At 68.0% G+C, this 20,591-nt stretch carries 20 protein-coding genes; 7 read left to right on the top strand and 13 right to left on the bottom strand.

The window, feature by feature from the left end; all coding sequences use genetic code 11:
* Positions 1–5: 5 nt before the first annotated feature.
* From ASF54_RS01070 to treS, 10 genes are all read right to left on the bottom strand, one after another.
* The gene (locus ASF54_RS01070) at positions 6–743 is read right to left on the bottom strand and encodes a hypothetical protein (RefSeq protein WP_157509977.1); all 738 of its coding nucleotides are present in this window, start codon (positions 741–743) and stop codon (positions 6–8) included.
* Between the two features lie 2 nt (positions 744–745).
* Entirely contained in the window at positions 746–1,297 is a 552-nt protein-coding gene (locus ASF54_RS01065) for a TerD family protein (RefSeq protein ID WP_055957723.1), read from the bottom strand.
* Complete coding sequence (locus tag ASF54_RS01060) at positions 1,297–1,806, bottom strand: hypothetical protein (RefSeq protein WP_055957722.1); 510 nt, start codon at positions 1,804–1,806, stop codon at positions 1,297–1,299. The genes ASF54_RS01065 and ASF54_RS01060 overlap by 1 nt, the downstream gene beginning before the upstream one ends.
* Before the next feature lie 93 nt (positions 1,807–1,899).
* Complete coding sequence (locus ASF54_RS01055) at positions 1,900–3,129, bottom strand: toxic anion resistance protein (protein WP_055957720.1); 1,230 nt, start codon at positions 3,127–3,129, stop codon at positions 1,900–1,902.
* Positions 3,130–3,175: 46 nt separating this feature from the next.
* Entirely contained in the window at positions 3,176–3,754 is a 579-nt protein-coding gene (locus ASF54_RS01050) for a TerD family protein (protein WP_055957718.1), read from the bottom strand.
* Between the two features lie 98 nt (positions 3,755–3,852).
* Complete coding sequence (locus ASF54_RS01045; RefSeq protein ID WP_055957713.1) at positions 3,853–4,434, bottom strand: TerD family protein; 582 nt, start codon at positions 4,432–4,434, stop codon at positions 3,853–3,855.
* Positions 4,435–4,484: 50 nt separating this feature from the next.
* Positions 4,485–5,075, bottom strand: a complete 591-nt coding sequence (locus tag ASF54_RS01040; protein ID WP_055957711.1) for a TerD family protein — start codon at positions 5,073–5,075, stop codon at positions 4,485–4,487.
* Positions 5,076–5,136: 61 nt separating this feature from the next.
* Positions 5,137–6,273, bottom strand: coding sequence for a DUF475 domain-containing protein (locus tag ASF54_RS01035; RefSeq protein WP_055957707.1), 1,137 nt, complete (start codon positions 6,271–6,273; stop codon positions 5,137–5,139).
* Positions 6,274–6,365: 92 nt separating this feature from the next.
* A complete protein-coding gene (locus ASF54_RS01030) occupies positions 6,366–7,076 on the bottom strand; it encodes an exonuclease domain-containing protein (protein WP_200919590.1) in 711 nt (236 codons plus the stop codon).
* Positions 7,077–7,176: 100 nt separating this feature from the next.
* On the bottom strand, positions 7,177–8,925 hold the full coding sequence (gene treS, locus ASF54_RS01025; RefSeq protein ID WP_055957706.1) for a maltose alpha-D-glucosyltransferase: 1,749 nt from the start codon (positions 8,923–8,925) through the stop codon (positions 7,177–7,179).
* Between the two features lie 145 nt (positions 8,926–9,070).
* Between treS and ASF54_RS01020 the strand changes: the two genes are divergently transcribed.
* Both ASF54_RS01020 and ASF54_RS01015 read left to right on the top strand, forming a co-directional pair.
* Entirely contained in the window at positions 9,071–9,985 is a 915-nt protein-coding gene (locus tag ASF54_RS01020; RefSeq protein WP_055957705.1) for an alpha/beta fold hydrolase, read from the top strand.
* Positions 9,982–11,082 carry a glycosyltransferase family 4 protein gene (locus ASF54_RS01015; RefSeq protein WP_055957702.1) on the top strand — a complete coding sequence of 367 codons (1,101 nt, stop codon included), beginning with the start codon at positions 9,982–9,984 and terminating at the stop codon, positions 11,080–11,082. The genes ASF54_RS01020 and ASF54_RS01015 overlap by 4 nt, the downstream gene beginning before the upstream one ends.
* A gap of 85 nt (positions 11,083–11,167) precedes the next feature.
* On the opposite strand, the gene ASF54_RS01010 is transcribed toward ASF54_RS01015, so the two are convergent.
* On the bottom strand, positions 11,168–11,806 hold the full coding sequence (locus tag ASF54_RS01010) for a histidine phosphatase family protein (protein WP_055957696.1): 639 nt from the start codon (positions 11,804–11,806) through the stop codon (positions 11,168–11,170).
* Between the two features lie 49 nt (positions 11,807–11,855).
* On the bottom strand, positions 11,856–12,710 hold the full coding sequence (locus tag ASF54_RS01005; RefSeq protein WP_055957690.1) for a Sir2 family NAD-dependent protein deacetylase: 855 nt from the start codon (positions 12,708–12,710) through the stop codon (positions 11,856–11,858).
* Between the two features lie 74 nt (positions 12,711–12,784).
* Here ASF54_RS01005 and ASF54_RS01000 point away from each other — a divergent pair, with 74 nt between their 5' ends.
* Complete coding sequence (locus ASF54_RS01000) at positions 12,785–13,612, top strand: TrmH family RNA methyltransferase (RefSeq protein WP_055957687.1); 828 nt, start codon at positions 12,785–12,787, stop codon at positions 13,610–13,612.
* A gap of 44 nt (positions 13,613–13,656) precedes the next feature.
* Complete coding sequence (locus ASF54_RS00995) at positions 13,657–14,853, top strand: D-alanyl-D-alanine carboxypeptidase family protein (RefSeq protein WP_055957684.1); 1,197 nt, start codon at positions 13,657–13,659, stop codon at positions 14,851–14,853.
* 174 nt (positions 14,854–15,027) lie between these two features.
* Here ASF54_RS00995 and ASF54_RS00990 read toward each other — a convergent pair whose 3' ends face one another.
* The gene (locus tag ASF54_RS00990) at positions 15,028–15,828 is read right to left on the bottom strand and encodes an SGNH/GDSL hydrolase family protein (protein ID WP_055957681.1); all 801 of its coding nucleotides are present in this window, start codon (positions 15,826–15,828) and stop codon (positions 15,028–15,030) included.
* Between the two features lie 22 nt (positions 15,829–15,850).
* On the opposite strand from ASF54_RS00990, the gene ASF54_RS00985 reads away from it, so the two are divergent.
* From ASF54_RS00985 to ASF54_RS00975, 3 genes are all read left to right on the top strand, one after another.
* On the top strand, positions 15,851–17,014 hold the full coding sequence (locus ASF54_RS00985; protein ID WP_055957676.1) for an acyl-CoA dehydrogenase family protein: 1,164 nt from the start codon (positions 15,851–15,853) through the stop codon (positions 17,012–17,014).
* A gap of 184 nt (positions 17,015–17,198) precedes the next feature.
* A complete protein-coding gene (gene dinB / locus ASF54_RS00980) occupies positions 17,199–18,512 on the top strand; it encodes a DNA polymerase IV (protein ID WP_055957675.1) in 1,314 nt (437 codons plus the stop codon).
* Between the two features lie 225 nt (positions 18,513–18,737).
* Entirely contained in the window at positions 18,738–20,516 is a 1,779-nt protein-coding gene (locus ASF54_RS00975) for a DEAD/DEAH box helicase (RefSeq protein ID WP_055961805.1), read from the top strand.
* Positions 20,517–20,591: the final 75 nt, after the last annotated feature.

Below are 20,591 nucleotides of genomic sequence, written 5' to 3'. Positions count from 1 at the left end.
GATTCTCAGGTATCTCGGCTGAGAAAGTCGAACCGCTCCGCGACCTCGAAGCCGAACTCCGCGTGAACGGCAGACGACGAATCGCCCCTCGAGGCGCTGGCGACCCGGAGCTCGATGACGCCGTCGATGACGAGGAGCAGGACCACCGTCGGCCCGGCGCCGTCGCTGGACGCCGTCACGACCGAACCGTCGGCCAGCCGGATGCCCATACTGCGGCCCGAACCACCGACGAAGAGAGCGCGACGCAACTCGCGGACGTGGCGGAGAGTGACCGCGGCCAGATCGCCGTGGAAGCCCACGAGAGGGCGGTTGCCGGCGGTCATGACGACGGTGCCGGTGGTCTCACCCGAGACCGCGGCCGTGCCCGAGACGAGGTCGGTCGACTCCCAGACGACTTCCGTCGCCCCCTCGACGAGGAGCGTGCCGATCGACGACCGCAGCAGGTCGAGACGGGCGACCGGGCTCTCCGCGTCGAGTTCGGCGCGACCCGACACGGCGGGAGCGGGAAAGAGGCGGGAGCGGTTGGAGCGGCTCGGAGTGCGGAGCGGGGGCCTCGGCGGGGCCGCGGGCGGAGCGACGCGGGTTGCAGGGGCCGTGCGGGACGGGGCCGAACGGACCACGGGGTGCGACATCGCGGGGGAGGCGGGGCGAGCGGGAGGGGGCGCGGGCGGGGTCGGGGGAGTGACGGTGGGCCGGATCCTGCGCTTCAGAAACGGGAGGTCATGACGAACGGGCGAGGTCACGGTCAGATCGAGACGTCGAAGTCTTTGGCGACCCCGGTGAGGCCGGTGCGGTACCCCTGGCCCAGCGCCCGGAATTTCCACTCGTCGCGGTGGCGGTACAGCTCGCCGAACAGCAGCGCGTTGATGGCCTTGTCGTCGATGGTCGAGAGGTCGAAGCGAACCAGCTCGGACCCGTCGCGTCGAGCGACCCGGATGTGCGCCGACCGTACGGAGGCGAAGCTGCCGGGGCCACGCACGTCGGGGTCGACGTAGACGATGAACATGATCGTGTCGACGGCCGGTGGCACGTGCGCGAGGTCGACGTCGATCTCGTCGTCGTCGTCGTCGCTGAGGAACGCCACCGAGGCATCGGCCGATTCGATCTGGTTGAAGTAGACGAGGTGCTCGTTCGAGAGAGCTTTGCCATCGGCACCGAGGAGCAGCGCCATGGCCGTCAGTTCGGACTGTGGGCCGCGGCTGGGGATGACATCCCAGCCGAGGCCGACCACGACCTCGTCGAGGCCGGGGTTTTCGGCGGTGAGCGCGGCATTGCCGCCGGCAACGATGCTCGCCATCAGGCGTTCTCGGAGGAGGGCGCGAGCGTGAGCTCGGGTCCGTCGAACTTGGCGGCGAGAAACCGGCCGTGCGTGGACAGCTCGGCGATCGCTCCGGTGCGGATCTGGTTGAGCAGATCGCGGATGGTCTCTTCGAGCAGAGTCAGCTGGTCGACGAGGATCCCGGTGGCCCTGCTCGACTCCCGGCGATCGTCGCTCGGAAGCGCAAGGTAGGTGTGCACCGGCGTCGGCAGATAGTCGCCGACCATCGCGTCGAGCAGGTATCGCTGCTCCGTAGACGCGTCTTCGGAGGCCGCCGCGTCGACGACCACTCCGAGCAGGTCGGCGATCTGGCCGAGCTGCGACGAGACCAGCGTCGGCAGGTCTCGGCCCGACCGACGTACCAGAGCCTGGAAGTCGGCCAGTGCCCGGGCGGTGCGCTGCGCCTCGGTCTCGACGGCCTCGGCGGGTCGGGAGTCGTCGACCGGCACGGCTGGCCGGCCAAAGATCGCCTCGACGAATCGCCGCATCAGCGCCTCACCTCTCTGCCGTCATTTCTCGTGCTGTTCTCTCTTCTGTGCCGGGCCCCTGCGCTGAGTGGACTCTCGGCGACGGGCCGGGCTTCAGGAGCGACCGGTGCCGATGGCGTCGGGCTCCGTGCCCTCGCTCTGCCGGCTGCGCTCGAGATAGGGCCGAGCACGCTGGATACCCGTCTCGAGGGCCGCGACTGTTCCGGCCATGTTCGTGGCCGCCTGGGCGCGGAACGTGTCGATCGAGTCCATCGTCGCGAAGACGTTGTCGAATGCCTTCTGCAGCGTTTCGACACTCACGCCCGAGCTCGATGCCTGCTCGTGAATCCGGGTCGTCTGATCGCGCAGCATCTCGCTCGTCTGCAGGATCATGTTGTTGGTCGTCGTGTTGATGGCGTCGATCTGATCGAGCACCATCTTCTGGTTGGCCAGCGCCTGAGCGACGACGACGGCCGTGCGCAGGGCCGCGATGGTCGTGGTGCGTGCCCGGTCGACGCCCTTGATGAGCTCGACGTTGTTCTTGCGAATGAGGTCCATCGCGAGATAGCCCTGCACCGAGACGGCGAGCTGCGTCAGGATGTCTTGGTGCCTCTGGCGCACGGTGAACAGCACGTCGGATTCGAGCTTCGAGGCCTCGTCGATCTTGCCCGACGAGCGCATCGCGTCGATCTTCTCAACGGTGGCCGCGTCGAGGGCCTTGGCGAATACGGCGTACTCGCTCAGCTGCTGCATCGTCTCCCACAGCTGAACCTTCTCGCCCGCGAGCGACGCGTTGTCTTTGAGGAGCTCGTCTTGACCCGACATGAGCGACTTGATGATCGCGTCGAGCTGGGTCTGAGCCGACTCGTACTTCTGGAAGTACTTCGCCAGCTTGTTGCCACCGGGGATGAAGCCGAGGATCTTGCGACCCACGCCCAGGTCAGCCTGATTCGGCGTGAGGTCTTCGACTGTCGACCGGAGATCACCGAGTGTTGCGGCGACCTTCACCTGCGAGCTCGACCCGCTCCGCTTCGACCCCGCCACGGAGGTCGAGGAGCGTTCCAGCATGCGCGACGAGAACGACCCCGAGGTCGTCATCTCGGTGCTGGCGATCGCGGAGATGCCCTCCACCTTCTCGGTGAACTGCGGGGAACGAGGATCCATGGAAGCCACCTCGGCGACGAACTCTCGCGCCTGCCGCTGAATCTCGGTCTGACGCTCAGCCGGCACGGGAACCATGCCCGGCGCGTCGTCAGCGGTGACGATCTCGGGTGCGTCGGGAGCGCGCAGCACCAGACCGGCTTCGCCGCCGGTGTCTTCAGGGGGAGTGAGGGGAGTGGCCACGGGGGAGTCCTCGTCGAATGGAAGGGATCGGGAATGGGCGGGCGTGTTAGCCCAGGTTGACGCCGAAGTCGGCTGCGATGCCTGCGAGGCCGGTCGTGTAGCCCTGGCCGACGGCCTTGAACTTCCACTCCGAACCGTTGCGGTAGACCTCGGCGAAGACCATCGCGGTCTCGGGCGCCGCGTCTTCGCTCAGATCGAAGCGAACGATCTCGGTGTTGTCTTGGTCGACCACACGGCAGTACGCGGCTCGCACCTGACCGAAGTTCTGGCGACGCTCGTCGGCCTTGTCGATCGAGACCGCGATGACGACGCGCGTCACGTCGGCCTCGACGTTCTTGAGGTCGATCATGATCTGCTCGTCGTCGCCGTCGCCCTCACCCGTCCGGTTGTCGCCCAGGTGCTCGACCGAGCTGTTCGCCGACTTCTTCTGGTTGTAGAAGATGAAGTCGGCGGACGAGCGGACCTTGCCGTCGGCGCCGACGAGCAGGGCGGAAGCGTCGAGGTCGAATTCTTCGCCCGAGGTAGTGCGGGGATCCCAGCCGAGGCCGACGGTGGCGACGGTGAGCCCGGGGCTCGTCTTGGTGAGCGAGAGGTTGTTGCCCTTTTCGAGCGTGAGTCCGGCCATTTCGAATGCTCCTTCGAGGTGCTGATGGTCTGTGTCTCGACGAGCGTCGGATCGCTCGTCGGCCTGAGTGGCTGGTTGGCTGGTGGTGCTTGCCAGAGCTAGTCGAGGACGATGCCGAAATCGGTCGCGATTCCGCGCAGGCCCGTCACATAACCCTGGCCCACGGCCCTGAATTTCCACTCAGCGCCGTTCCGGTAGATCTCGGCGAAAATCATCGCGGTCTCGGCGGCGGCGTCTTCGCTGAGGTCGTACCGGACGATCTCTTGCTGGCTGTCTTCGTTCACGACCCGGCAGAAGGCGTCGCGCACCTGGCCGAAGTTCTGCCCGCGCACGTCTCCCTGGTCGATGGTGACCGTGATGACGATTCGCTGGACGTCGGCCTCGACGAGCGACAGGTCGATGAGGATCTGCTCGTCGTCTCCGTCGCCGAGGCCCGTGCGATTGTCACCCTGGTGGATCACCGACCCATTGGGGGTCTGCAGCTGGTTGTAGAAGATGAAGTCGTCGTTAGACCGCACCTTGCCGTTGGCTCCGATGAGGAGGGCCGACGCGTCGAGGTCGAACTCCGCCCCGCTGGTCGTCCGGGGATCCCACCCGAGGCCGATCATGGCGCGCTTGAGCCCCGGATCCGCTTTCGTCAGAGAGAGGTTGTTGCCCTTGGAGAGCGACAGGCTGGCCATGGTGATCCTTTCGGCGGAAGGGTTCGACTGGTGTGAGGCGGATGCCCGCGCTAGAGCGCCTGGGCGGCCGGGGTGATGAGGTCGAGAACGGAACGCCCGGCGGCACGATTGCCGACGGCCGTGAACTTCCAGCCCGCGCCTTCGCGAGACACCTTCGCCATCACCATCGCCGTGTGCGTACCCGCGTCGGTGAGCTCGAACCGGACGACCTCCGGTGAGCCGGCTGTCGAGTCGTCGACCAGGCGGCAGAACGCGTTCTGCACGAGGTCGAACGTCTGGCCGCTGTAGCTGGAGATGACGAAGACGATCTGGGCGACGGCGGGCGACACCTTCGTGAGGTCGACAAGGATCGTCTCGTCGTCTCCGTCGCCGGCACCCGTGAGGTTGTCGCCGGTGTGCTGAGCGGAGCCGTCGGTGCTCTTGAGCTGCTTGAACCAGATCTTGTCGAGCGGCTGCCCGGCCTGGTCGAAGTAGATGGCCGACGCGTCGAGGTCGACTTCGGCGGCCTTGCCGCGGCCGAAGAGACCACGCTTGACGGGTGCCGCGCTGTCCCAGCCGAGGCCCATGCGGACTTTGCTGAGAGCACCGCCGTCGGACTTCGTGAGTGACAACGACTGACCCTTGGAGAGGCTCAAACCCATGACGTGATCTCCTTCGATTGGTGGTGCGGGGGAGTTGGCGGTCGGCCGACCGGATGTTCGACTAGACGGAGACGGACTCGACCGGGTGGTCGGCCGCCTCGGCGAGGCGTCTGTTGCGCATCACCGAAGTGATGAACGCGGCGAGGATGAAGAGGACTCCGATGAGGCCGGTGACCACTTCGCTGACCTCGGTGGTGATCGTGACGAGCAGGATCACCGAGAGGGCACCGATCGCCCAGTGGGCGCCGTGGTCGAGGTAGACGAATTCGTCGAGTGTGCCCTGACGGACGAGGAACACCGTCAGCGACCGGACGAAGATGGCGCCGATGAGGCCGAGACCCAGGGCGATGATGATCGGATCGGACGTGATGGCGAACGCCCCGATGACACCGTCGAAAGAGAACGACGCGTCGATCACCTCGAGGTAGAGGAACAGGAGGAACGCGGCCTTGCCGACGACCTTGCCGAGTTCGCGATTGCCTCCGCCGACCTTGGCGGCCCGCTTGTCGATGGAATCGGCGTCGAGTTCGCTCTCACCGTTCTCTTCTTCGACCTCATCGTCACCGACGTCGAAGAGATCGCCGAGCCCGTTGACCAGGAAGTAGAGGATCATTCCGGCGATACCGGCGATGAGCACGATCGTCTGCTTGTCGCCTGCGGCCAACGACGCGGCGACCAGACCTGCGAGCCCGACGATGACCGAGGCGGCGTTGATCTGGCCGATTTTGGCCAGGGGCTTCTCGAGGAAGCCGATCCAGCGGATCTCGCGCTTCTCGAACATGAAGTCGAGGAAGATCATCAGCAGGAAGATGCCACCGAACGCGGCGATCTGCGGGTGGGCGTCGTGGAGGATGTACGCGTACGTGCCGGGTGTCTCGATCGACCCCTTTTCGAGCGCCAGCTTGACGGCCTCGACCGGGTTGAGGCCCGAGGTGACGGACACGATGACGAGGGGGAACAGGATCCGCATGCCGAGGACGGCGATGAGGATGCCGACCGTCAGGAAGATGCGCTGCCAGAACGGGCTCATGCGCTCGAGGATGCGAGCGTTGACGACCGCGTTGTCGAAACTGAGACTGATCTCGAGAACACCCAGGATCGCCGCCAGGGCGAGGGCCGATGGCCCGCCGTAGAGGAATGCGATGGCCAGGGCGAGGACGGTGATCACGAGCGACCAACCGAAGGTCTTCAGGAACAAGGCTTGTGGCCCCCAAGGGATCGCGCTGCTGTCGGAACGTATTTCGCTCCTACATCGATATTACTGAACCGCGTCTGAGAGACGCGAGCCGTCTAGCGGGACGGCCAGGAACCGGACGCCGTGAAGGTGGGGTCGGTGCGCCGCTTGAACTCTTGGAAACTGGCCGCCTGGTCACGACACCAGCCCACCTGCAGGGTGTGGAGGTCGGGTGCCGGCACGTCGAGCGTGGCCTGGTGTTTGCGGGCCATGGCCTGCGCGACGCGACCGGCAGCGACCGCGTCCGCACCGGCGTCGTGGGCGTCGGTCAGCGAGACCTCGTAGAACTGGGCGGCCGCCTCGAGCGTGCGCTTGCCCTTGCGGTACTTGTCGACGGCCTTGTCGATCACGAGCGGATCGACGACGCACCCGTCGACCAGGGCGTCGGCCAGTGGCTCGAGACCGTGGCGACGAGCCTCCCGGTCGAGCACGGTGAGGTCGTAGGGGGCGTTGTAGATGACGAGGGGGATGCCCCGCAGGAAGACGGCGCGAAGAGCCGCGATGATCTCGGCGACGACCTCGACCGCGGGCCGCCCCTCGGCCCGCGCGCGCTCGGTCGTGATGCCGTGCACGGCGGAAGCCTGCGACGGGATCTCGACGCCGGGGTCGGCGAGCCATTTGCCAGCGGCGATCGACGCCCCGGTCGAGTCGATCACGCCGACGTGCGCCGTGACGATGCGCGCCGTCTCGACGTCGATGCCCGTGGTCTCGAGGTCGAACACCCCTAGGCCGTCCCACCAGCGGACGGGGACAGGTCCGATCTCCACGTCTCCGTCGACCGCACCGACGGCGGCACCGGCTTCGTCACTCGAACCGGAACCGTCGATCGCTGCATCACTCACGCGAGAAGCCTAGAGCCAGCCACCGTCAGCCCTGGGCAGACACCGCCGCCTGGTCATCCGTGGTCGCGGTATCGGGCCCACCGACGTGCAGCCAGAAGAACGCCTGGGTGCCGAGAGTGAGTGTGACTTCGCCCTTCTCGTCGAACGACGGGAACTGCCCCCCGCCGAACAAGTCGAACAGCGTCCGGCCCGCGAACTGCGGCGCCGAGACTGTGACCGAGGTCGGGTTGTGCGCGAACGAGAACACGCAGAGGATGTCTTCCGCCGAGTCGCCGAACTGCGTTCCCGATCCGGCGTACGAGCGCACGAAGGCGAGCGTCGACTCGTGGTTGGTCGGAAGCACGTCGAGGGTGCCGAGCCCGAAGGTCGGGTGCGCCTTCCGCACGTGGATCACGTTGCGGATCCAGTGCAGCAGCGACCGCGACTGCGCGAGCTGGCTCTCGACGTTCACGAGCGTGTAGTTGTACACGAGCGACTGGATCGTCGGCAGGTAGAGCTTTCCCGGGTCGGCGGTGGAGAACCCGGCGTTGCGGTCGGGCGTCCACTGCATCGGTGTGCGCGAGGCATCGCGGTCGTTGAGCCAGATGTTGTCGCCCATGCCGATCTCGTCGCCGTAGTAAAGGAACGGCGAACCCTTGAGGGCGAAGAGGAGGGCGTGGGCGAGCTCGAGCTCGGCGCGCGAGTTGTCAAGGAGCGGAGCGAGGCGCCGCCGGATCCCGATGTTCGATCGCATTCTCGGGTCGTAGGCGTACCAGCCGTACATGGCCTGGCGGTACTCCTCGCTGACCATCTCGAGGGTCAGCTCGTCGTGGTTGCGGAGGAACACCCCCCAGCCGGCGCTCTCGGGCACGTCGGTCGTCTCGGAGAGGATGCGGGTCAGCTCGCCGGCATCCTGCGAGCGCAGCGAGTAGAAGATGCGCGGCATGACCGGGAAGTCGAAGGCCATGTGGCATTCGGGCTCGTCTTCGGTGCCGAAGAAGGCGGCGACCTCGCGGGGCCACTGGTTGGCCTCGGCGATCATGATGCGTCCGGGGTACTCCTCGTCGATCATGGCGCGGAGCTTCTTAACGAACTCGTGCGTGGCCGGCTCACCCTCGCCGTTGCCCTCTTCGGACTGATACAGGTAGGGGATCGCATCCAGTCGGATCCCGTCGACTCCGAGGTCGAGCCAGTGCCGGATGACGTCGTAGATCGCCTCGTGCACCTTCGGGTTCTCGTAGTTGAGGTCGGGCTGGTGCGAGAAGAAGCGGTGGAAGAAGAATTGGCGGCGGACGGGGTCGAACGTCCAGTTGCTCTCTTCGGTGTCGACGAAGATGATTCGGATGTTCTCGTACTTCTCGTCGGTGTCGCTCCAGGTGTAGAAGTCGCCGTAGGGACCGTCGGGGTCTTCTCGCGACTGCTGGAACCAGTCGTGCGCGTCGGAGGTGTGGTTGATCACCATGTCGATCACGATGCGCATGTTGCGCTCGTGCGCCTTGGTGACCAGGTCGCGGAACTCGTCGAGCGTGCCGAACTCGGGCAGGATCGCCTTGTAGTCGGAGATGTCGTAGCCACCGTCGCGGAGGGGCGACTGGAAGAAGGGCGGCATCCAGAGCGCGTCGATGCCGAGCCACTGGAGGTAGTCGAGCCGCGACGATAGACCGGCTATGTCGCCCGCGCCGTCACCGTTGCTGTCGACGAACGAGCGGACCATCACCTCGTAGAAGACGCTTCGTCGATACCACTGCGGATCGAGGGTGAGTCCGGGCGTTTGGATGGGGGCAGTAAAGCTCACCGTTCTCCTTGCGACTGTGCGGGTTGGGCTGACCGGGTATCGGCACGCGAACGCGTTTGCAGCGGTCCTTCTACTCTAGGGCGGGCGGTCGCCCACCCGCCCAAACTCGCCCACTCGCCGAAACTCGCCTGCCTAGACTGAACGCGTGCCTGAACCGAGAGTCCCCTCGCCCTACGCCGACCGGCTCGGAGCCATTCCTACCGAGCGGGGCCTCGTCGAGGTCGGGGGTCGAGCCGCGCACTACTGGGTGTATGGCGATGTCGCCGCGCCGACCACGATCGTGGCGGTCCACGGCTTCCGCGGCGACCATCACGGCCTCGAACCCGTCGTCGCCTTCCTCGCGGGGCCCGATGCTCCCGGCGAGCGCGTCCGGGTGATCTCGCCCGACCTGCCGGGCTTCGGCGAGTCCGAGGCACTGACGGGTCGCGAGCACAGCGTCGCCACCTACGCCGAATGGCTCCGCGGTTTCCTCCGTGCTCTCGACCTCGGCCCCGAGACGGTCCTGCTCGGTCACTCCTTCGGGTCGATCGTGTCGAGCGCCGCGTGCGCCTCGGGGCTCGACGTCGCGAAGCTGATCCTCGTCAACCCGATCGCCGCTCCCGCGCTCTCTGGGCCCCGCGGCGTGCTGACGAGGCTCGCCGTCTTCTACTACTGGGCAGGCGCGCGGCTGCCTGAGCGGGCGGGGTATCGGATCCTCGGCTCCCGTCTCGTGACCCGGATCGCGAGTCTCGCCATGGTCAAGACCAAGCAGAGCGCTCTGCGGGCCTGGGTGCACGACCAGCACGACGTCTACTTCTCGCGATTCGCCTCGAGGCAGGTGGTGCTCGAGGCGTTCCAGGCATCGGTGTCGAGCGACGTGTCGACGTACGCGCGCGACATCCGCGTCCCGGTTCTGCTGGTGGCCGCGGACCGCGACGACATCACGGCGCTGCCCGCGCAGTACGAGCTGCAGACCCTGTTCGCCGACGCCCAGCTCGACGTGATCCGCGGGGTCGGGCACCTGATCCACTACGAGAAGCCCCGCGAGGCGGCGGTCGCGATCCAGGACTTCCTCCGATGACCCGCGCCTCCACCGCTCCGCTCCACCTCGTCGTCGACTGCCGCTACGTGCGGGTGGGTCGGCACGACGGCATCAGCCGATTCACGGCCGGGGTGGCATCGGCTCTCGTTCCGCTGGCGCGTACCGCAGGGCACGACGTGACGCTGCTGGTCAACGACGTCCGTCAGCTCGACAAGCTGCCCGAGGCGCCCCACCAGCTCGTCAGCGCCCCCACGAGCCCGAGAGAACCCCTGGTGGCCCTCCAGGTCAACCGGCTGAAGCCCGGTGTCGTGTGGTCGCCCATGCAGACGATGGGCTCGTTCGGGCGCCGATACCGGCTCGTGCTGACCCTGCACGACCTCATCTACTACACCAACCGCACACCCCCGCCCGAGTTCGCGCTGCCGATCCGTTTGCTCTGGCGGCTCTACCACCTCGCCTGGTGGCCGCAGCGGCTGCTTCTGAACCGGGCCGACGAGATCGTGACCGTCAGCGAGACCACCGCGGCCGAGATCGCGGCACACCAGCTCACGTCGAAGCCGGTGACGGTGGTGTACAACGCGGCCGACCCGCAGACGGCGGAACCGAGGATCCAGCCCACCGCCCGCAACCTGGTCTACATGGGCAGCTTCATGCCTTACAAGAACGTCCGGTCGCTCGCCCGAGCCCTGCTCCGCCTCGACGGGTACCGCCTGCACCTCATGAGCCGGGTCTCCGACCGCGAGCGCGACGAGCTCGAACGCCTCGCCCCACCCGGGTCACTGGTGTTCCACGACGGGGCGAGCGACGAGGAGTACCGAGACGTGCTGCTGGGCGCCACGGCGGTCGTCACAGCCTCGAAGGCCGAGGGCTTCGGCATTCCGGTCATCGAGGGCATGGCACTCGGAACCCCCGCTGTCGTCAGCGACATCCCGATCTTCCGTGAGGTCGGCGGGGAGGCGGCGCTCTACTTCGACCCCGACTCGCCGGCGTCGATCGCGGACGCCGTGCTGAAGCTGGCCGAGCCGGGGGAGTGGGCGCGTCGCTCCGAAGCGTCGGTCACGCAGGCCGCCCTGTTCAGCTGGGAGTCGTCGGCGACGACGCTGCTCGAGGCGCTGGAGCGGGTCGGTCGACGCTAGCCCGGCAGCGAGCTGACGCGGATCGGCCGAACCGACGCGGCGCGCCACGTCGCTCTGGCCGATCCGCGTCGGATCGCGGCCCGCGTCAGGCGTCGGCGCGACCCTCGAGCGCGTTCTGGTACTCGAACGAGTAGCGGCCCGCGGCCTCCGACTCGACCTCGATCGGATCGTCGAACGCGATCAGCGACAGGGCGCCGTCGATCACATCGAACGAGTGGATCGACCCGTTGCGGATCGGCACCGAACGATCGGCCGACGTCTCGGGTGAGATGTGGTTGACGATGGCGCGGATCACGGCGCCGTGTGTCGCAACCACGACGGTCTCTCCGGGGTGACGCTCGGCGATCCCCAGCAGGGCGGCCTCGACCCGGGCGCGAAGCACACTGCGACGCTCCCGACCGGGCACCGGCGCATCATCGGGAAAATGCAGCGCGATGTCTTCGAACGTGAACCCCTCGGCCTCGCCGTAGTTCCGTTCGATCATTCCGGGGTCGATCTCGGGCTCGGCGAGCCCGAGGTGGCTCGCAATGATCGAACCCGTCTCGAGCGCACGGGAGAGCGGGCTCGCGACGACGCGGTCGAACGAGCGGCGAGAGAGCAGGCGGGCGGTGTCGAGGGCTTGGGCCCGGCCCGTGTCGTTCAGGGGGATGTCGGTCGAGCCCTGGATCCTTCGCGTCCTGTTCCAGTCGGTCTCACCGTGGCGGACGAGGTAGAGCCGTGTCATGGGGGAGTCCTTCGTGTCGGCGAGGCCGTGCAACCACCCCTCGACGGGACTACGCGTCGATGAGCCGCTCGGCCAGGGCTGCCAGCGTCTCTGACGCGCCGGCACTCAGCTTAACCACGGCGCGGGCATCGCCCTTCGTGACGCCCCGGTTGACGATGACGACCGGGGCCTTCTTGCGGAGGGCCGTCTCGAGCAGTCGAATGCCGGAGTTGACCACGAGGCTCGACCCCGCGATGACGAGAGCGTCAGCCGACTGCACCATCGCCCGGGCCTCGGCGAACCTCTCGACCGGTACGAACTCGCCGAAGAACACCACGTCGGGCTTCAGCACGCCCGAGCACACGGTGCAGACCGGCAGCACGAAGGCGTCGATGTCGTCGACGTCGACATCGCCATCGGGGTTCAGGCGGATCTTGTCGGGACGCTCGAGCCAGGGATTCGCTTCGGCCATGCGCTGCGCGACCGTCTCGCGCGCGAACGCCTGACCGCAGGTGAGGCAGACGACCCGGTCGACGGTGCCGTGCAGATCGACGACACGCGAGGATCCCGCCCGCAGGTGCAGCCCGTCGACGTTCTGCGTGACGACACCGTTGGTGACACCGGCCTGCTCCAGTGCGGCGAGCGCGCGGTGGCCGTCGTTCGGGCGGGAGGCGGCGAAGTGGCGGTAGCCGAGGTGGCTGCCGGCCCAGTAGCGCTTCTGGAAGTCGGTATCGCCCTTGAACTGCTGGAAGGTCATCGGGCGACGAACCGGCGCGCCCTCGCCGCGGTAATCCGGGATCCCCGAATCGGTCGACACCCCCGCGCCCGTGAGCACTGCGAGGCGGCGCCCCCGGAGGACGCGCACGGCCTCATCGAGCGTGGCTGCTCCGTCGGTCGAGCTGTCGGGCGTGGCGGCTTGCGCCATAGGTGGGGCTCCTCAAAGGCGGGTGACGTTAGCCTAAACGCGTTCTCTTGCCGTTTTGTTTCCGGGAGCCCTCCTTGCGCGTCACCCGCATCACCGACCTCGACTCCGCCGAGCTCGCCGACTACTCCCGCCTCACCGACGTGGCCCTGCGCCGCAAGACCGAGCCCGAGGGCGGCCTGTACATCGCCGAGTCGTCGAAGGTCATCGCGCGCGCTCTCGCTGCCGGCCACGTGCCCCGGTCGGTCCTCCTGAGCGAGAAGTGGCTGGCCGACATCGAGCCGCTCGTGGCCGACTACGACGGGCCGATCTTCGTCGGTGAGTCCGACGTGCTCGAACGACTGACCGGCTTCCACCTGCACCGTGGGGCGCTCGCCGCAATGCACCGCCCCGAGCTCCCGAGCGTCGAGTCGGTGCTCGAGGGCGCCCGGCGCGTCGTCGTGCTGGAAGACATCGTCGACCACACGAACGTCGGGGCCATCTTCCGCGCCGTAGCGGGGCTCGGGGCCGACGCCGTCCTCGTCACACCCCGTTCGGCCGATCCGCTGTACCGTCGCAGCGTCCGCGTCTCGATGGGCACGGTGCTGCAGGTGCCCTGGACCAGGTTGCCCGACTGGCCGGAGGGGGCGGACGTGCTCCGCAGCGCCGGCTTCGAAATCGCCGCCCTGGCGCTCAGCGACGACGCGGTGACCCTCGACGAGTACGCCGCTCGGGCTCCCGAGAAGATCGCGATGCTGTTCGGCACCGAGGGTGACGGGCTGTCGCACCGGGCGCTCGAGGCCGCGACAACGGTCGTCACGATCCCCATGCTCCACGGCGTCGACAGTCTGAACGTCGCCGCGGCCTCGGCGGTCGTGTTGTGGGCACTGCGTCCAGGCGCGGCGCGGCCCGGGGCCCAGGCGTGAGCCGGGGAGCGCGGGGCCGCGGGTCGGCGCGTCGTCCGCACTACGTGAGGCGCCGTATCCTGACGATTCTCGCCCTGGCCGTCGTCGTAGCAGTCGGCGTCTACGTTCCGGCCACGCTGCTCGCCCCGATCGCTCCGGCCTCGGCGACCGTCACGAAATTCACCGCACCGGCCGAGAAATCACTGTCGCTGTCGTTCCCGTCGTACGGCGCGACCGCCGTCGAGGCCGTCGGCTTCACCGACAGCCTGAAGACCTCGGGCGATGCCAAGCCACGCTCGATCGCCTCCATCTCGAAGATCGTCACCGCACTCGTGGTGCTCGACAAGAAGCCCCTCGACGGCTCTCAGGGCCCCAAGATCACGTTCACGGCCTCCGACCACGCGCTGTATGCGCGCTACCTGGCCCAGAACGGCGAGGTGGCCGACATGCCGACGGGTCTGACGCTGACCGAACGGCAGACTCTGCAGGTCGCCCTGATCAAGTCGGCCAACAACTACGCGAGCGCCCTCGCCTACTGGGCCTACGGCTCCAACGACGCCTTCGTCGACGCCGTCTCTGCCTGGCTGAAGAAGAACGGCCTCGACCACACCCGACTCGTCGAGCCGACCGGCCTCAGCGCCGCGAACCAATCGACGGCGACCGATCTCGTGAAGATCGGAAAGCTCGCTCTCGCCAACCCCGACGTGGCGAAGATCGTGTCGACGAAGTCGGTCGAGATACCGACGGTTGGCACGGTCGAGAACTCCAACAAGCTGCTCGGCATCGACTCGGTCGTCGGAATCAAGACCGGCACCCTCGACGAGGCCGGCGCCTGCCTGCTCTTCGCCTCGCGCGAGACCATCGAGGGCAAAGAGGTCACCGTCATCGGCGTGATGCTCGGCGGAGTCGACCACGACTCACTCGACGCCGACATCCAGAAGCTCCTGGCGAGCGTGAAGTCGGGGTTCCAGACCGTGACGGCCGTCACCGAGGGCACCGCCTTCGGCACCTACGCGACCGAGTGGGGCGCGAATGCGCACGCCGTGGCCTCGAAGACGGTGTCGAAGCTCGTCTACGGCAAGGCAACGGTGAGAGCCGTCCCGTCGCTCGACCCCGTCACGGAGGCGTCGACCGGAGACCGGGCCGGAACACTCGAGGTCACCATCGGCGAGACGACGACGACCGTGCCGCTCGAGCTCGACCACCCGATTCCGGCGCCCGACGCGTGGTGGCGGCTGACGAACCCGTCGTTGGTCTTCTAGCCGCGCTACGGGGCGTCGCGGCCGTGGCCGGGAACTGACCTCGCGCGGATCGGCCGATGTCACAGCGCCGCGGCGCACGAGGTTGGCCGAAAGTCGTCAGGTCGCGAGGCTGGTCGCTGGTCGCTGGTCGCTGGTCGCCGGTCGCTGGTCGCAGCCGGTGGCGACTGCTCGCGCCTACTGCTCCCGGTTCGTGCTCTCGCGGTACAGCACCGCGACAGCCTCCGGCCGCTTCGGCCCGAGCCCGTCGCCCGACGACTGGTGGCGCACCCGGCGCAGCACCCACGGCACCAGGTACTCGCGCGCCCAGCCCATGTCTTCGCGGCGGGCCTCGCGCCACAGGCGACGATCAGGATCCGGCAGCACGTACTCCTGCAGATCGTTCTCGACAGCCAACGACGCCAGGACCATCCGGGCGATCCGGTGGTGCCCAAGAGGAGAGAAGTGCAACCGATCGGGAGCCCACATGCGGCTGTCGGCGAGCTCGCGAAGAGCCCACATGTTCGCGACGACGGCGTCGTGCCGGAGAGCGATGGCCTGCACGTTCTCGTTGTAGATCGCGACCTTGCCGCGAATGCGCCCGAGCACGGGAGTAGCCCCGATGTCGGGCCCGTTGAAGAGCACGACCGTCGCCCCCTGAGATGACAGCGTCGCGACGAGACCCTCGAGTCGGGAGGCGACCTCATCGGGGTCGGTGCCGGGGCGGATGATGTCGTTGCCGCCGGCCGAGACCGTGATGAGGTCGGGCCGGAGGTCGAGCGCGGCCTGGGCCTGCTCGTCGATAATCTGCTGCAGCAGCCGCCCGCGGATGGCGAGGTTGGCGTACGCGAAGTCGTCGACCGTCGACCCGAGCACCTCTGCGACGCGGTCGGCCCAGCCTCGATGCCCGCCGGTCGACCCCGGATCCGGGTCGCCGATTCCCTCGGTGAAGGAGTCGCCGATCGCGACGTAGCGGGACCACGGGTGGGCTTGTGTCATGCAACCACCGTAGCGTTGTCGTATGGCGACCATCGCGGATCCTTCTGCCCTTCTCGACGACGACCTGCTCGAGCGATTCCGCGCGCGAGCGGCCGGCTACGACGAAGCCAACGCGTTTCCGCACGACGACTTCGACGAGCTCGCCGCGCTGGGGTACCTCAAGGCGGCCGTCCCGCGCGAACTCGGCGGCCTCGGGCTCGGCGTGGAAGCGATCGCCGCCCTCCAGAGCCGACTCGCCACCGCGGCGCCCGCGACCGCACTGGCGGTCAACATGCACCTCGTCTGGACAGTCACCGCGGCACTGCTCGCGGCCCGCGGCGACGACTCCCTGCGGCTCGTGCTCGACGACGCGGCCGCCGGAGAGATCTTCGCGTTCGGAGTCAGCGAGCCCGGCAACGACCTCGTGCTCTTCGACTCGGTGACGACGGCCACCCCGACCGGCGACGGCGGATACACGTTCACCGGCACCAAGATCTTCACCTCGCTCTCTCCGGTCTGGACGAGGCTCGGCGTCTTCGGTCGAAACGACGAGGATCCGGCGGCGCCCTCGATCGTGCACGGCTTCCTCCGCCGCGCCGACGGCGGCCACGAATCGCTCGACGACTGGGACACCGTCGGCATGAGGGCGACGCAGAGCCACACGACGCGGCTGGTCGAGGCCCCGGTGGCCGCATCGCGGGTGGTGCGGATCCTTCCGGTCGGCCCCTCCGCCGACCCGTTCGTCTTCGGCATCTTCGCGGCGTTCGAGACACTGATCGCCGCCGTCTACCGCGGGATCGCCCGGCGCGCCCTCGACCTCGCGGTGGGTTCCGCCCTCGCCCGTGACTCGCGCCGCACCGGGCTGCCGACGTCGAGCGACCCCGTCGTACGGTGGCGGATCGCCGACGCCGCCATCGACCTCGACGGACTCGAACCCCAGGTCGACCGGATCGCCGCCGACCTCGACGGGCTCGTGGACCACGGTGTCGACTGGTTCCCGAAGCTCGTCGGGCTGAAAGTCCGGGCGACCGAAACGGCGGCCCGGGTGGTCGACCGCGCCGTGACGGTGGCCGGCGGATCCTCGTTCCGGTCGACTTCGGAACTCGGACGGCTCTACCGCGACGTGCTGGCAGGGCGATTCCACCCGTCGTCGAGCGACTCGGCGCACGCGACGGTGGCGGCGCGCTGGTTGGGGCCCGTCGGCTGAGCTCGTGCTTGTCGTCCCCCCTGCCGAATTTGAAGGAGAAACCGGAGCGCCGGGGCTCTCGATCGGCATGTCGTCGTCGGCGTGCGGGCGTTTCTCCTTCAAATTCGGGCGCAGGATCCGAGGCGGCCCCGTTCGAGGATCGGATGTCAGTGGCCCGTGTGAGGATTGCCCCCGGAGGTGATCGATGAGCAAGCAAGACGGCAGCGGGCGTCAGGTCACGGCTGAGCCCACTGACGATGCGACCGCGACGATCTTCCACGTCGATATGGACGCCTTCTTCGCGTCGGTCGAGCTTCTCGAGCGGCCGGAGCTTCGCGGCCTACCGGTCGTCGTCGGCCATCGATCCCAGCGTTCAGTCGTCACGGCCGCCACTTACGAGGCCCGTAAATACGGCGTCAACTCGGCTATGCCCATGGCGATCGCCCTCCGCAAGTGCCCCCACGCGATCATCCTGGAGCCGCATTTCGAGCGGTACAAGCACTACTCGCAGCAGGTCATGTCGATGTTCGACGACGTCACCCCCCTGGTCGAACGACTCGGAATCGACGAGGCATTCCTCGACGTGCGCGGCTCGCTGCGCCTGCTCGGCACGCCGTACGAGATCGCGACGCGACTGCGCCAGCGGGTGCACGCCGAGACGGGTCTGCACTGCAGCATCGGTATCGCCTCGACCAAATTCGTCGCCAAACTCGCGTCGAGCGTCGCCAAGCCCGACGGGCTGCTGCTGGTGCCGCATCGCGAGACCCTGGCGTTTCTGCATCCGCGGCCGATCAGCGCGCTGTGGGGCGTCGGCGGGCGTACCGAAGAAGTGCTCCGGGGCTACGGGCTGGCAACGATCGGCGACGTCGCGGCGGCTCCTCTCGACATGCTGGTGAGGGCCATCGGAGCGGCGGGCGGTCAGAAGATCCACGAGCTCGCCTGGGGCCGCGATCCTCGGCACGTGACGACCGAGAGCGAAGAGAAGAGCGTCGGCCACGAGGTCACGTTCGAGTCGAACGTCGGCGACGCCGACCGCATTCGCAGCGAACTCCTCCGACTGAGCGACCAGGTCGGCCGACGGCTGCGAGCGGCCGGAGCGACGGGTCGAACCGTCGTGCTCAAACTGCGCTTCGGCGACTTCGAGACGATCACCCGCTCCAAGACGCTTGCCGAGCCGACCGACCTGGGGCGGCGTATCTACGAGGAGGTCCGCGGAGTGTACGAGACGAGCGGGCACGCCGGCTCGCTCTCGCGGCACCCCACGCCACTCCGGCTCGTGGGGGTGCGCATGGAACAGCTCGCCTTCGAGGGGTCGTCGGGCGGCGCCGTAGGCCTGTGGGACGACGATGCCGACTGGCGCGAGGCCGAGACCACGATGGACGCGCTCCGAGCTCGCTTCGGGCCCGGCAGTGTCACAAGCGCGAGCCTGCTCGGGGGCTCGACCAAGCGCATCTCGCGCGGCGACCGCGACACGAACGGCGCCGCCCAGCGAGGGGCCTCGGCTACCGATGCGTCGTAGGCGGCTCCCGGTGACGACTAAAATCGGAGAGAAGTGAGTATCGCCACCGCACCAGACCCCGACGAGCCCCGCGGCTCGACCTTCGACGAACCCGGCGCATCCGGGCCGCAGCCCGCTGAGGCCGCGCCGACTGGCTCCGCGCTTGCCGGGCCCGAGCCCACCGGCTCTGCCCTCGCCGGGCCGGAGCCCACTGGCTCTACCTCTTCCGGGCCGGAGCCCACTGAAATCGGGCGGGCGGCCGCCGAACACCTGTCGCCGGCCTTCCCCGAGCGAGCTGCCTGGGGCACCGCGGGCAAACTCCGCGCGTGGCAGGCCGAGGCCCTCGAGAAGTACTTCGCCGCTGAGCCCCGAGACTTCCTCGCCGCCGCGACCCCCGGGGCCGGTAAGACGACATTCGCTCTGCGCCTCGCCACCGAGCTTCTCTCGCGCGGCGACGTCGATCGCATCGTCGTCGTCGCCCCCACCGAGCACCTCAAACGCCAGTGGGCCGATGCGGCGGATCGCGTCAACCTCCGCCTCGATCCGATGTTCAAGAACGCCGATGTCACCTTCGGTCGGCACTACCACGGCGTCGCCATCACCTATGCGCAGGTGGGCATGAAGCCCGAGGTGCTGAAAAGGATCACCGAGACAGGCCGCACTCTCGTGATTCTCGACGAGGTGCATCACGGCGGCGACGCCCTTACCTGGGGTGACGGAATCCGCGAGGCCTTCGGCAAGGCGACCCGGCGACTCTCGCTGACCGGAACCCCGTTCCGCTCCGACACTGCGCCGATCCCGTTCGTGCAGTACGCCCCCGACGAGCACGGCATCCGCACCTCTCAGTCCGACTACTCGTACGGTTACGGCCGTGCTCTCGCTGACGGCGTCGTCCGGCCCGTGCTCTTCATGGCCTATGCCGGAGCCATGCGCTGGCGCACCCGCATGGGCGACGAGATGAGCGCTACTCTCGGCGAGCACGTCACCAAAGACATCACCGCCCAGGCCTGGCGAACCGCATTGTCACCGCAGGGCGACTGGATCGCGTCTGTGCTCTCGGCCGCCGACAAGCGTCTCACCGAGGTGCGCCGCGGCGTCGCCGACGCGGGTGGGCTCGTCATCGCGACCGACACCACCGCCGCCCGCGCCTATGCGTCCATCCTCACCAAGATCACGGGTGAGCGGCCCACCGTCGTCCTCTCCGACGAGAAAGCGTCGAGCGACCGCATCGGCGCCTTCTCCTCCTCCGACTCGCGCTGGATGGTCGCCGTCCGCATGGTGTCCGAGGGCGTCGATGTGCCACGCCTCGCGGTCGGCGTCTATGCCACGTCCGCTTCCACGCCCCTCTTCTTCGCCCAGGCCGTTGGGCGTTTCGTCCGAGCTCGTCGTCGCGGCGAAACGGCGTCGATCTTCCTCCCGAGCGTGCCCGGGTTGATGGCGTTGGCCGGGCAGCTCGAACTCGAACGAGACCACGCTCTCGACCGGCCGACCAACGCCGACGACGGCATCTTCACTTCCGAGGAAGACGCGATGGTCGCCGAGGCCAACCGCGAAGAGAAGGCGTCGAGCCTCCTCGAGCAGCAGCCTTTCGAAGCTCTCGACGCGCAGGCCAACTTCGACCGGGTCCTCTACGACGGCGGTGAGTTCGGCACGGCAAGCGAGGTGGGCAGTCTCGAAGAGCTCGACTTTCTCGGCATTCCCGGACTGCTCGAGCCCGACCAGGTGCGAGAGCTCCTCCGTCAGCGCCAGGCGACTCAGGCCGGCCGCTCGAAGCGTCAGCCCAAGACCGGCCTGCCCACCGTGGTCGAGGAGCCATCGCGCCCCCTCTACATGACCATCAAAGAGCAGCGTCAAGAGCTCAGCCGCCTCGTGTCGATCTGGTCGCGCCACTCCAACGAGCCGCACGGGGTCATCCACGCTGAACTCCGCCGCGTGTCGGGTGGCCCGTCGGTGGCCCAGGCCAGCACCGAGCAGATCCAGAAGCGGATCGACGTGCTCCGCGGCCGCATCGGCAACCGCAAATAGCGCGCCGCTGCGGTGGCTCGCGGCTCGCGGCTCGCGGCTCGCGGCTATCTAGTCGCGTTTCGCGGGTTTAGTCGC

The sequence above is a fragment of the Frondihabitans sp. Leaf304 genome (assembly GCF_001423105.1).
Lineage (GTDB): Bacteria > Actinomycetota > Actinomycetes > Actinomycetales > Microbacteriaceae > Frondihabitans.
The sequence above is the reverse complement of the archived record's forward strand: the minus strand, read 5'-3'. Positions and strand labels throughout refer to the sequence as shown.